A 12,673-nucleotide genomic window follows, 5' to 3' on the forward strand; every position below is an offset into this window, starting at 1 on the left:
CCCGACGTCGGGCCGTCGCTGGTGGGTAATTCTGCGGCCAAGGAGGTGGCTGGTGCCTTCCGCGCAGCGGAGGACGCGGCTCGGTGCGCCGAAGGTCCTTCTGCGGTTCTGAAGTTTGGCAGAATGGTGCGGGTGAGCAGCGCAGGCAAGAGGGCAACCCTCCAGAAGCGGCCCGACGAGGTCGCCACCATGTTCGACGAGGTGGCGCCCCGATACGACGTCATGAATGACCTCCTCTCGCTCGGCCAGACGCGCCGGTGGCGCAAGATCGTGCTCGACGCGGTCGACGCCGCCCCGGGACAGCGCGTCCTCGACCTCGCCGCCGGGACGGGAACCTCGTCCGAGCCCTACGCCGACGCGGGTGTGGACGTCGTCGCGTGCGACTTCTCCCTAGGCATGCTGCGTGTGGGCAAGCGCCGCCGTCCCGACATCGACTTCATCGCCGGGGACGCGACGAACCTGCCCTTCGCGGACAACTCCTTCGACGCCGTCACGATCAGCTTCGGCCTGCGCAACGTCAACGACCCGAAGAAGGCCCTGAGCGAGATGCTGCGCGTGGCAAAGCCGGGTGGGCGGATCGTCATCGCGGAGTTCTCGACGCCGACCAACCCGCTCTGGCGCACCATGTACATCGAGTACCTCATGCGCGCGCTCCCCGAGGTGGCCCGCCGTGCGTCCTCGAACCCGGACGCCTATGTGTACCTCGCCGAGTCGATCCGCGCGTGGCCGGACCAGGACAACCTCGCCGCGTGGCTCGCCGACGCAGGCTGGGGCGACGTCACCTACCGCAACCTCTCCGGCGGGATCGTCGCCGTGCACCGGGCCCACAAGCCCGCTGCACGCGATCCTTCCCACGCTCCGGGCGGCATGCTGCCGGCCAAGCTCCGCCGTGCCCGCCGCACGGCGGGGCACTGACGGCCAGCCCACGTCCGGTATGGAAGTCCTCGTCATCGGAGCCGGCCCCGCCGGCTCGACCGCAGCTCACTACCTCGCGCGCTCCGGCGTGCCCGTCACAGTCCTCGAGAAGACCAGCTTCCCCCGCGAGAAGGTCTGCGGAGACGGGCTCACGCCCCGAGCCGTCCGCGAGGTCCAGCTCCTCGGCCTCCCGCACGCGCCCCAGGACGGCTGGCGCCGCAACCGCGGCCTGCGGCTCATCGCGGGCGGCCGCAGCCTCGAGCTGCCGTGGCCGGACCTGGACGACTTCCCGGATTACGGCCTCGTGCGCACGCGGCTCGGCTTCGACGAGGCCCTCGCCGAGCACGCGCGTGCTGCAGGCGCGCAGATCCTCGAGGGGCATTCGGTCACCGAGGTGATCACGGACGACGGCGGTCGCGTAGTGGGTGCCCGGGCGCACCTTGTGGACGAGGCCGGCAAGAAGACCGGGGAGACACGGGAGTTCCGTGCCGACTTCGTGCTCGCTGCCGACGGCAACTCGACCCGCGCGGCCGTGTCCCGCGGCCTCGCCAAGCGCGATGACCGCCCGCTCGGAGTGGCCTACCGCACCTACTACACGAGCCCCCGCCACGAGGACGACTGGATGGAGGGCTGGCTCGAGCTCCCCGGTGCCGACGGCAAGCCGCTGCCCGGGTACGGCTGGGTGTTCGGCGTGGGCGACGGCACGTGCAACGTGGGCCTGGGCATCCTGAATTCCTCCAAGGAGTTCGGCAGGCTCGACTACCGCCAGGTGCTGCGCGAGTGGACGGCCGCGATGCCGGAGGGGTGGGGCTTCACCGAGGCCAACCAGGTCGGCCCCATCCGCGGCGCGGCGCTCCCTATGGGCTTCAACCGCACGCCCCACGTGGTGCCCGGCATGGCTCTCCTCGGCGACGCCGGGGGAATGGTCAGCCCGTTCAACGGCGAGGGCATCTCCTACGCCATGGAGTCGGCCAGATTCGCGGCCCAGTACCTCGTCGACGCCGCAGCAGCCCAGCGCTCGGCGGGCCGGACGCGGCCCGATGCCGCCGACGTCGACCGTCGCCTGAATGCCTATGCCGACCGCGTGCGGCGCGAGTGGGGGAGCCACTTCACGCTGGGCCGCGCTTTCGCCTCTCTCATCGGGCACCCGGCCGTCATGCGGGCCGCGCTCGCGACGGGCATGCCCGTGCCCCCTCTCATGCGCCTCGTGGTGCGGCTCCTCGCCAACCTCACGGACCGCCCCGGCACGAGTCTTCCGGACGCCGCGATCCGCATCCTCGAGTCGCTCGTGCCCGCCACGTCCAACACCGATTCCCCCACCGCGCCGGTAGGGCGCCCGAGAAAGCTAGGCTTGAGACCGTGACTGAATCTGCAGAGAGCCGCTGGACGCACGCGGGGCACGGCCGCCCCGAGTCCGCCGAGCCGCCTCCGACCACCACGGCGATCGCCGTCGGCATGCAGCTCCCGGCCGGCTTCATTGCCATCGCCGAGGACGCCGAACTTGGCCCTGCGATCACCACGAGCATGGCGCGCGTCGAGCGTGTGCTCCGTGAGGCGATCTCCAACTCGGACCCGCTCGCGGACGCGACGAGCCGGCACCTCATGGAGGCGGGCGGCAAGCGGATCCGCCCGCTGCTGACCATCCTGGCCTCGCACCTCGGGGATCCTGACCGGGCCGCGGTGCTCCAGGCCGCCGCCGTCGTCGAGCTCACCCACCTCGCGACCCTCTACCACGATGACGTGATGGACTCCGCGCCCTACCGCCGCGGCGCACCGACCGCCCACGAGGTGTGGGGCAACACGGTGGCGATCCTCGCCGGCGACCTCATCTTCGCCCGGGCCTCGATCCTCGTCTCCGACCTTGGCGGCCGGGCCCTGGCCATCCAGGCCCGCACGTTCGAGCGGCTCTGCCTCGGCCAGCTCCACGAGACCGTGGGCCCGAGCGAGGGCGAAGACCCGCTCCAGCACTACATTTCCGTGCTGTCGGACAAGACGGGCTCCCTCATCGCGGCCTCCGGGCAGTTCGGTGTGATCTTCTCCGGCGCCCCCTCCGAGTTCGAAGACGTGCTCGTGGACTACGGCGAGAAGGTCGGCGTCGCGTTCCAGCTTGCCGACGACGTCATCGACGTGACCGGCGGCAAGGTCACCTCCGGCAAGATCGCCGGGACCGACCTGCGCGAGGGCGTCCCGACGCTCCCGGTCCTCCTGCTGCGCCGTGCCGCGGCCGACGGCGATGCCTCCGCCCGGCGGGTCCTCGCCCTCGTGGACGCGGACCTTTCGGGCGACGACGCGCTGGCCGCCGCCGTCGCGGCGATCTCGGCGCATCCCGTGACCGATCAGTCGTGGGCCGTGGCGCGCGAGTGGGCCGACGCGGCCAAGGCCGCTCTGGAACCGCTGCCCGAGGGCGTGGTCAAGGAGTCCCTGGCCGCCTTCGCCGACGCGGTGGTGGAGCGCCAAGCCTGACCGCCCGAGACCGGGTTGAGGGGTCATTTCCCCCGTGAGGGGTCACAACCGGGTTGAGGGGTCATTTCCCGGTTGAAAGGCCCTGTGCCTACGCCGCTCGCGATCGAAGCGCCGACCGGAGCTTGTGGCGGACACGACCGAAGTCGTCCTCGCGATCGGCCGCGGTCACGATGATGACAGTCCAGCCCGCTTCGCGGAAGGCTGCGTCGCGGCGAGCATCGCGGAGGCGCTGTTGGTCGGCGAGGTGATGCGCGCCGTCGTACTGGATGGCGATCTTCAGGGCTAAATAGCCCAAGTCGGCGCTCGGGGAGAACGCGTCCGACGGGCGCAGGACGATCTGAAGTTCGGGCTCCGGGAAACCGTAGGCGAGGAGGCAGAGGCGGAGCAGTGTCTCCGGGATGGAATCGGCGCCAACACGCATGTCCGCGAGTGCGGCCCGGCATTTGGCGACGCCCTTCATCTTCGGGTGGAGTCGAATCATTTCCGTCAGCTGCGCAATGGTGGCGTAGGACTCGGATCTGCCTTCGAATTGTGGTCGCGGCTTGCGGATCAGCTGATCTCCGAGCGCAACCAGTGACACCGGACCCAATTCCTGCCCCAGATCCAGCCATGATCGGGCGGGTGAACTGGCCATAATGCCCGGCTCAAGTTCGATGACTTCCCCGGGGTGCGCGGTGACCCGATGGCCGACGACGCCCTCCCGCCGCACCCGCGGAAGGTGCGACGGTTTGCTCAAATGGAGGAGGGAATGGTCCGATGACGGGTCGGGCAGCCAGAGACCGTTGAGGGCGGTCGACGTCCGGTGGGATGCCCAGGCCCCCTGCGTCACGGCGAGGGTGGCGCGCGCCCGATCCACCAGAGTCGGCACGCCGACACGCGGCACGTAGATTCCACGGCTGACGCGCGTGACTTCCTGTTTGACGAGGTCGGCGTAATCGAGGCCGAGCCGACGGGCCTCGGCGGAGGTGAACGGATGGGCGAGCATGAGGTCGAGAGCGGTGGGCGTTGCCATGCCCGCATCGTGACACGAAATCTCGGACCCTGTTCAGAGTTATCCACAGCCTGGGAGGCGTCCCGCGTGATCTCGCGGATGGGAAATGTCCTCCACAGGGTGGCAGCGCCGCCCGGGATATGACCCCTCGTCGGGGAAGTGACCCCTCAATGGGGAAGTGACCCCTCAACGGTCCCATTAACGGGGCCGGCCCCGAGGCTCGGTTGACGAGTCCCGGGGCCGCTTTCCGTTCGCACCCGGATTCACTGGAGGCTAAGAAGTGAACCCATTCACAAGCATATGACAGATCTGTAAATTGTCCAGTGATAGTGGTAAATCAGATTCGCCGGGGCGACTCAGCCCTCTTCGTCCGCCTCGTCGTCCTCGCTGAAGACCCACTCGAACATGTCGAACGTGAACTCGGAGAACGTGCCGTCCTCGGACACCCACTCGCCGCGGGCGTTGTTCTTGCGGTACACGATCGGGTCCGGAACGCGGAGGTCTCCGGAACGGAAGCCCCACGTGAACTGCTCCTCCTCGTCCTCGAGGAACATGAGGAAACCCTCGTCGTCGATCTCGAGTTCCTCGGGGTCCCAGAAGAAGTGGTAGGCCTCCATGAGCTCCGAACCGCCGAGCGCGAGGTAGAACTCGCGCAGCGCCTGGGGGATCGTGAACGCGTGCTCCTCGAGGGCGGCGTCGAGCTCCTGATCCGAGATGCCGTCCTCGGGCTGCCAGGGATCCTCGAGGTACTTGGGGACAAGCGCGCGGAATCGCTCCAGGAACATCTCGTTCATGGGATTCATCCTAGCCGCGCGCCTGGCCCTGGTTCTCCCGCCGCCAGAGGCGCCGGGTACGCTCGCCTCATGAGCCCGGAGATCCTCGTCGCGTGCGCCCACGGAACCAACAATCCGGAGGGAAAGGCCGCGATCCTCGGCATCGTGGACCAGATCCGCGCGGCCAGACCGGGCCTGACCGTCCTGGACGCGTACGTCGACGTCCATGGCCCCGAGCTGCCCGACGTGGTGGCGGGCCTGCCTGCTGACGCGCGTGCCGTCGTCGTGCCCCTCCTGCTGAGCGTCGGCTACCACGTCAGGGTGGACATCGCCCGCGCCGCCGCCTTGCGGCCCGGCACGCTCGCGGCGGGCCCGCTCGGCCCCGATGAGCGCCTCGCGGATGTCCTCGCCGACCGCCTCGGGGAGGCGGGGCTCGGGGCCGAGGACGCCGTGGTGCTCGCCGCTGCCGGATCGTCGAACCCGCAGGCGGCGCACGACGTCGAACGCCTCGCCGACATGCTCCGCCGCCGGATCCCCAACCGCGTCCTTCCCGGCTACGGCGCGAGCGCCGTCCCGACCGTCCCCGAGGCCGTCGCCGAGTTCCGCGCCGAGGAGGGTCGGACCCTCACCGACCGCGGGCTGGGGGAGACGGACGGAGCGGACGACGCCGTGCGCGTCGTCGTCGCCTCCTACCTCCTTGCGCCGGGCTACTTCCACGACCAGCTCGCCCTGGCCGGAGCCGACGCCGTCACGGCGCCGCTGCTCCCCGCGCCGGTCATCGCCCAGATCGCCCTCGACCGCTATGACGAGGCCATCGCAGCCGCGGAAACCAGCGCCCCGGACGCCCCGGCCGCTCCGCGCGCATGACCCCGAGCATGCCCACCAAGACCCCCGTGCCGCACCGCGGCCTGCTCGTCATCCTCGTCGCGGCGATGGGCGTCGGCCCGTTGCTGAACTACGGCCTCAGCGCGGTGAGCCCGCTCATCATCGCGAGCCTGGGAATCAGCCAGTCCCAGTTCGGGCTGCTGGCGGGCGCCGTGTTCGCCTCCGCGGCCGTGAGCAGCTTCTCCCTGGGACGCCTCAGCGACCGCGTCGGCATTCGCACGCAGCTCGTTCTCATCTTCGGTGGAACCGTCGTCGCGCTCCTCATCGCGGCCCTCGCCCACGCGTTCTGGGTGCTCCTCATCGCCGTCATCCTCGCCGGCCCGGCCCAGTCGATCTCGAATCCCACCACGAACCGCGTGATCGTCACCCAGGTGCCCCCGCACAAGCGCCCAGGGTGGATAGGGATCAAGCAGTCGGGCGTGCAGGCGAGCCAGCTGTTCTCCGGCCTGTTCTTCCCGGCCGTGGCCCTGTGGCTCGGCTGGCAGGGCGCGTTCGGCCTCGCCGCGGTCGTCGCGCTCGGGCTCCTCGCCTATGGGTTCACGCAGGTGCCGGCCGAGCCCGCGAAGCCCCGCACCGCCGCGGCCCACGGTTCCGGCGGCCCGCTGCCGTTCTCGGTGTGGCTCTTCGCCGCGTTCGCGTTCTTCTCGGGCCTGGGGATGCAGGCCACGAACGTGTACCTGCCGCTCTACTCCGTGCGGGTCCTCGACTTCCCACTCGTCCTCGCGGGCGCCGCGGCCGGCGTCTCGGGGATCGTGGGTGTCTCCTCTCGCATCATCTGGGGCCGCCGCATGGCGCAGGGCGCCCGGCCGTCGGTGCTCCTGTTCGCGCTCGCGCTCGGCGCGGTGGTCGGGGTGCTGTGCCTGCTCGGTGCGGGCGCGTGGCACCAGCCGTGGCTCGTGTGGATCGGGGTGGCGCTCCACGGCGCAACGGTGCTGGGCGCCAACGTCATCATGAATGCGGCCACGCTCGTGGTGGTCCCGCCGGACCGCATCGGTGTTGCCTCCGGGGTCCTCGCGGCGGGCATGTACACGGGGTTTGCGCTCGGGCCGCTCCTGATGGGCGTCCTCGCGGATGCGACCGGCGCGTACGACGTCGGGTGGCTCACCGTGGGCGGCGGCTACGTCGTGTGCGCGGGGCTGGCCCTGTGGCTCAGGCGGTATGGGGCGACCCACCCGTGGACGTCGTTCGGGCACTGAGGCGAGCGGGCGTCGTCGTGCGCCACACCCTCGCGCACGCCATGTCCTGACGCCATGCGCTGACGTCAAGGGCCGGCCCCATCATGTCCATGAGTGCGACGAAATGTGTCCTCGCGTGACCGTGCGTTGCAGGGCCCTAGGGACACGCCCGTCCTGCTCCGTACCCTCGAATCCATGACAGAGACCGCTGTATCTCCGCGCACTGGGGGAGCCGACGCTGCGGGCGCCCGCCCCGCACGGCCGCGCGCCGCCAAGCCCAACGGCCAGTGGAAGGTGGACGGCACCACCCCGCTCAATGCCAACGAGGTGTGGAAGCAGGAGGACGGCGGCCTCAGCGTGCGCGAGCGCATCGAGACGGTCTACGCTCAGGGCGGCTTCGACTCGATCGACTCGACCGATCTGCACGGCCGCTTCCGCTGGTGGGGCCTCTACACGCAGCGCAAGCCCGGAATCGACGGCGGCAAGACCGCCACGCTCGAGCCCGAGGAGCTCGAGGACCGCTACTTCATGATGCGCGTGCGGATCGACGGCGGCGCGCTCACCACCGAGCAGCTGCGCGTCATCGGCGGCATCTCCCGCGACTTCGCCCGCGGCACCGCGGACATCACCGACCGGCAGAACATCCAGCTCCACTGGGTGGAGATCGAGAGCGTGCCTGAAATCTGGCGCCGCCTCGAGGCGGTAGGCCTGCACACCACCGAGGCGTGCGGCGACGTGCCCCGCGTGATCCTCGGATCGCCCGTGGCCGGCATCGCGGCGGACGAGATCCTCGACCCAACGCCGCAGATCCGCGAGATCGCGGACCGATACATCGGCGACGAGTCCTTCGCCAACCTCCCGCGTAAGTACAAGACCGCCATCACGGGCCACCCGAGCCAGGACGTGGTCCATGAGATCAACGACTTCGCGCTCATCGGAGTGGTGCACCCCGAGCTCGGCCCGGGCTATGACCTGTGGGTGGGCGGCGGCCTCTCGACGTCGGCGCACCTCGCCGTCCGCTTGGGCGCGTTCGTCGAGCCCTCACGGGCAGCCGAGGCGTGGTTCGGCGTCACGAGCATCTTCCGCGACTATGGCTACCGGCGCCTGCGCAACCGCGCGCGCCTCAAGTACCTCGTCGCGGACTGGGGCGCCGAGAAGTTCCGGCACGTCCTCGAGACCGAGTACCTCGACGCCCCGCTTCCGGACGGTCCCGCGGCCGTCAAGCCGACGACGCCAGGCGACCACGTGGGCGTGCACCGCCAGAAGGACGGGCGCTTCTACATCGGCGCGACGCCGACCGTGGGCCGCGTGTCCGGCGAGACCCTCCTCAAGCTCGCGGACCTCATCGAGGCGCACGGCTCGGCCCGCCTCCGCACTACGCCGCACCAGAAGATCGTGGTGCTCGACGTCGACCAGGACCGCGTCGACTCCCTCGTCGCAGGGCTCGAGGAGCTCGGCCTCTACGCGAATCCGAGCCCGTGGCGCCGCTCGACCATCGCGTGCACGGGCATCGAGTTCTGCAAGCTCGCGATCGTGGACACGAAGGACACCGCCACCTCGGCGATCGCCGAGCTCGAGAAGCGCTTCCCCGCGGGGACCACGGACGCAGGCGGTGCCAACGAGCTCCTGCGTCCGCTCACCCTCCACGTGAACGGCTGCCCGAACTCGTGCGCGCGCATCCAGACGGCGGACATCGGACTCAAGGGCCAGCTCCTGCCCGACGGCAACGGTGGCCAGACCCCCGGCTTCCAGGTGCACCTCGGCGGAGGCCTCGCGTCCGATTCGCGCGAGGAGGCCGGGACGGGCCGCACGGTCCGGGGGCTCAAGGTCACGACCGACGATCTGCCCGACTACGTAGAGCGCGTCACGCGGCGGTTCCTCGCCGAGCGCGCCGATGACAACCAGACCTTTGCCGAGTGGGCGCACGCCGCAGACGAGGAGGCCCTCCAGTGAGCGATCCGACAGCGGTTGAGGAGACGGTGGCTGAGCCAACGGTGGCTGAGCAGACGGCGGGTGAGCGGGGCCGAAACCTGCGGTCCAAGGAGGAGCTCAAGGCGCTCGCCGAGGCCGGCGCGGCCGAGCTCGGCTGGGACGCCTCCGCGGACGAGGTGATCGGCTGGGTGGCGAGGAACTTCGGGACCGAGGCGACCGCCGTCGCCTGCTCGATGGCCGACGCCGTCCTGCCGGCACTCGTTGCCGACCAGCTCCCGGGCGTCGACGTGCTCTTCCTCGACACGGGCTACCACTTCCCGGAGACCTACCAGACGCGGAACGCCGTTGCCGAGAACCTGCGCGTGACCATCGTCGACGTCACGCCGAGGCAGACCGTCGCCGAGCAGGATGCCGCCGAGGGCAAGGATCTCTTCGCCCGCGATCCCGGCCGCTGCTGCGCGCTGCGGAAGGTCGAGCCCCTGAGCCGTTCGCTCGCCGGGTACGAGCTGTGGTTCACGGGCGTGCGCCGCGACGAGTCCCCGACCCGAACGGACACCCCGCTCGTGACGTGGGACGAGAAGAACGGCCTCGTCAAGGTCAACCCTGTCGCGGCCTGGTCCTTCGACCAGCTCGTGCAGTACTCCGAGGACAACCTCCTGCCCGTCAATCCCCTCCTTGCCCAGGGGTTCCCCTCCATCGGCTGCGCGCCGTGTACGCGCCCCGTCGCCCCTGGAGAGGATCCCCGAGCCGGCCGCTGGTCCGGCACCGACAAGACAGAATGCGGACTCCACACATGAGCACCCAGTTAGACGAGACCGCCGGAGCTGGCACGGCCGCCCCGGGAGTGGCTTCGGGCCTTCCTGAGCCGCGCGCTGGGCTGACCGCAGGTCAGCCGCGCGGCGAAGGGGCGGGGGCGGCCGTGCCAGCCCCGGCCCAGGCGGCGTCACTGCCCCTCCTCGACGCGCTCGAGGCCGAATCTATCCACATCATCCGCGAGGTCGTCGCCGAGTTCGAGCGTCCCGCGATGCTGTTCTCGGGCGGCAAGGACTCCGTAGTCATGCTGCACCTCGCCGCGAAGGCGTTCTGGCCGGGGAAGATTCCGTTCCCCGTCCTGCATGTTGACACGGGCCACAACTTCCCCGAGGTCCTCGACTTCCGCGACCGCACGGTCCAGCGTCTCGGGCTCAAGCTCGTGGTCGGCTCCGTCCAGGAGTTCATCGACCGCGGCGAGCTCGCCGAGCGCGCCGATGGGACCCGTAACCCGCTCCAGACCATCCCGCTCCTGGACACCATTGACCGCAACAAGTTCGACGCCGTGTTCGGCGGCGGCCGCCGCGACGAGGACAAGGCGCGCGCCAAGGAGCGCATCCTGTCCCTGCGCGACGAGTTCGGCCAGTGGGACCCGCGCAACCAGCGCCCGGAACTGTGGAACCTGTACAACGGGCGCCACACCGTGGGCCAGCACGTGCGCGCGTTCCCCATCAGCAACTGGACCGAGCTGGACATCTGGCGGTACATCGAGCGCGAGCAGATCGAGCTCCCGAGCATCTACTACGCCCATGACCGCGACGTGTTCGAGCGTGACGGCATGTGGCGGGCCGTCGGCGAGGTGAGCCTCCCGCGCGAGGGGGAGGGCGTCGTCGTGCGCACCGTGCGCTACCGGACGGTGGGAGACATGTCCTGCACCGGCGCCGTGCTCTCCGACGCCTACACGGTGGCTGACGTGGTGCGCGAGGTCGCGGCCTCGACCCTCACCGAGCGCGGGGCCACCCGCGCCGACGACAGGATTTCCGAGGCGGCCATGGAAGACCGCAAGAAGGACGGGTACTTCTGATGAACACGCTGGTTGAGCCTGCCGAAACCACGCTCTCCGAGGGCACCCTCTTCCGCTTCGCGACCGCCGGCTCCGTCGACGACGGCAAGTCCACCCTCGTGGGCCGTCTCCTCCACGACTCGAAGGCGATCCTCGCCGACCAGCTTGACGCCGTGGCCCGCACCTCCGCGGACCGAGGCTTCGGTGGGGAGCGCGGCGGCCTGGACCTCGCGCTCCTGACGGACGGCCTGCGGGCCGAGCGCGAGCAGGGCATCACGATCGACGTCGCGTACCGCTATTTCGCGACCGACCGCCGCACGTTCATCCTCGCCGACTGCCCGGGCCATGTGCAGTACACGAAGAACACGGTCACGGGTGCGTCCACCGCGGACGCCGTGGTGCTGCTCATCGACGCGCGCAAGGGCGTGCTTGAGCAGACCCGCCGGCACCTGTCCGTCGCGGCGCTCCTGCGCGTGCCGCACGTGGTCGTGGCGGTGAACAAGATCGACCTCGTGGACTTCTCGGAGCCTGTGTTCACCCAGATCGCGGCCGACGTCGCGCGGGTGGCTTCCGAGCTCGGCCTCCGCGAGGCGGTGGCTGTGCCGGTCTCCGCGCTCGACGGCGACAACGTCGTCGACCGGTCGGACCGGACGCCGTGGTACTCAGGGCCGACCCTGATCGAGCTGCTCGAGTCGCTGCCGAGCACGGACGAGCTGTCTGACGAGGGAGAGGCCTTCCGCTTCCCGGTCCAGACCGTCATCCGGCCCCAGGGCGCGCTCGCGCCCGGTCTGGACGAGGGCGAGTTCCGTGACTACCGGGCCTACGCCGGGCAGGTCACCGAGGGGACCGTGCGCGTGGGCGACCGCGTCGCCGTTGTGACCCCCGGCCAGACGGCACGTGAGACGACCGTGGTGGGGATCGACGTCGCGGGCCGTTCTCTTGAGGAGGCCGGTGCGCCGCTCTCCGTGGCCCTACGGCTCGCGGACGAGTTCGACGTGGCGCGCGGCGACACGATCGCGGCCGCGGGGACGCTGCCGGAGAGCACCGCCGATCTGTATGGGTCCGTCGCCTGGCTCTCGACGAAGCCGCTTCGTGAGGGTGCCAAGGTGCTCGTGAAGCACGGCACTTCGACAGTGCGCGGCCTGGTGCGTGCCGTGACCGGCAAGCTAGACCTCGACAGCTTCGAGGTGGCGCCGGCGTCGGGCCTCGACCTCAACGACATCGGCGAGGTTCAGGTTCGCCTGGCCGCGCCGCTGCCGCTCGAGCCGTACGCGGCGCACCGCCGCACGGGTGCCTTCCTCGTCATCGATCCCCAGAACGGCAACACCCTCGCCGCCGGCATGGTCCGCACGCACCCCGGCGATACCGAGGACGAGCGCTACTGGATCTGACCGGCGCCGGTGGTTGAGCGAAGTCGAAGCCCGGAGTCGAATCTCACTGGCTGAGCGGAGCGAAGCCAGGTCGAAACTTCGGCTGTGCGCCTTTGCCCTGGAGATGGCGGCGACGCCCATCTGGGCCCGGTAACCTGCACCGGCTCAACCCTGCAGTGCCGCCGTAGCGCACAAGTGCCACCGAAGCGCACTTGTCCGCTACAGCAGCGCTGCGGAATGCCCCGGCACCTGATCTGATGGGAAACCCTGACATGCGCCCTGACATGCGCGTCACCTCAGGCCGCCGCCAGATCTGATTCAGCACGTGTCGGCATGAGCAGCTTGGGCCACCAGTC

Annotated in this window: 11 protein-coding genes; 9 read left to right on the top strand and 2 right to left on the bottom strand. The window is 70.2% G+C overall.

Annotated features, from left to right (window positions below):
- Positions 1-132 precede the first annotated feature (132 nt).
- Genes RBS60_RS00255 through RBS60_RS00265 form a run of 3 tightly spaced genes read left to right on the top strand, consistent with a single transcriptional unit; the run spans position 133 to position 3,378 of the window.
- Positions 133-915, top strand: a complete 783-nt coding sequence (locus tag RBS60_RS00255) for a demethylmenaquinone methyltransferase (protein ID WP_374049184.1) — start codon at positions 133-135, stop codon at positions 913-915.
- A gap of 19 nt (positions 916-934) precedes the next feature.
- The gene (locus RBS60_RS00260) at positions 935-2,278 is read left to right on the top strand and encodes a geranylgeranyl reductase family protein (protein ID WP_307955974.1); all 1,344 of its coding nucleotides are present in this window, start codon (positions 935-937) and stop codon (positions 2,276-2,278) included.
- Positions 2,275-3,378, top strand: a complete 1,104-nt coding sequence (locus RBS60_RS00265) for a polyprenyl synthetase family protein (protein WP_307955515.1) — start codon at positions 2,275-2,277, stop codon at positions 3,376-3,378. The genes RBS60_RS00260 and RBS60_RS00265 overlap by 4 nt, the downstream gene beginning before the upstream one ends.
- Before the next feature lie 88 nt (positions 3,379-3,466).
- Here RBS60_RS00265 and RBS60_RS00270 read toward each other — a convergent pair whose 3' ends face one another.
- Complete coding sequence (locus tag RBS60_RS00270) at positions 3,467-4,390, bottom strand: hypothetical protein (protein ID WP_307955516.1); 924 nt, start codon at positions 4,388-4,390, stop codon at positions 3,467-3,469.
- A 335-nt stretch (positions 4,391-4,725) separates the two neighbouring features.
- Positions 4,726-5,163, bottom strand: coding sequence for a hypothetical protein (locus tag RBS60_RS00275; protein ID WP_307955517.1), 438 nt, complete (start codon positions 5,161-5,163; stop codon positions 4,726-4,728).
- Positions 5,164-5,232: 69 nt separating this feature from the next.
- On the opposite strand from RBS60_RS00275, the gene RBS60_RS00280 reads away from it, so the two are divergent.
- The 6 genes from RBS60_RS00280 to RBS60_RS00305 all read left to right on the top strand — a co-directional run bounded on the left by RBS60_RS00280 (position 5,233) and on the right by RBS60_RS00305 (position 12,338).
- Positions 5,233-6,009: a CbiX/SirB N-terminal domain-containing protein gene (locus tag RBS60_RS00280; protein ID WP_307955518.1), complete on the top strand. Its 777-nt coding sequence runs from the start codon at positions 5,233-5,235 to the stop codon at positions 6,007-6,009.
- Between the two features lie 8 nt (positions 6,010-6,017).
- The gene (locus RBS60_RS00285; RefSeq protein ID WP_307955519.1) at positions 6,018-7,223 is read left to right on the top strand and encodes an MFS transporter; all 1,206 of its coding nucleotides are present in this window, start codon (positions 6,018-6,020) and stop codon (positions 7,221-7,223) included.
- A gap of 174 nt (positions 7,224-7,397) precedes the next feature.
- The gene (locus RBS60_RS00290) at positions 7,398-9,155 is read left to right on the top strand and encodes a nitrite/sulfite reductase (RefSeq protein WP_307955520.1); all 1,758 of its coding nucleotides are present in this window, start codon (positions 7,398-7,400) and stop codon (positions 9,153-9,155) included.
- Between the two features lie 41 nt (positions 9,156-9,196).
- Positions 9,197-9,931 carry a phosphoadenylyl-sulfate reductase gene (locus RBS60_RS00295; protein WP_307955975.1) on the top strand — a complete coding sequence of 245 codons (735 nt, stop codon included), beginning with the start codon at positions 9,197-9,199 and terminating at the stop codon, positions 9,929-9,931.
- The gene (gene cysD / locus RBS60_RS00300) at positions 9,928-10,968 is read left to right on the top strand and encodes a sulfate adenylyltransferase subunit CysD (RefSeq protein WP_307955521.1); all 1,041 of its coding nucleotides are present in this window, start codon (positions 9,928-9,930) and stop codon (positions 10,966-10,968) included. The genes RBS60_RS00295 and cysD overlap by 4 nt, the downstream gene beginning before the upstream one ends.
- Positions 10,968-12,338, top strand: a complete 1,371-nt coding sequence (locus RBS60_RS00305; RefSeq protein ID WP_307955522.1) for a GTP-binding protein — start codon at positions 10,968-10,970, stop codon at positions 12,336-12,338. Before cysD ends, RBS60_RS00305 begins: the two co-directional genes overlap by 1 nt.
- Positions 12,339-12,673: the final 335 nt, after the last annotated feature.

This window comes from Sinomonas sp. ASV486 (genome assembly GCF_030908215.1).
Classification (GTDB): Bacteria; Actinomycetota; Actinomycetes; order Actinomycetales; family Micrococcaceae; genus Sinomonas; species Sinomonas puerhi.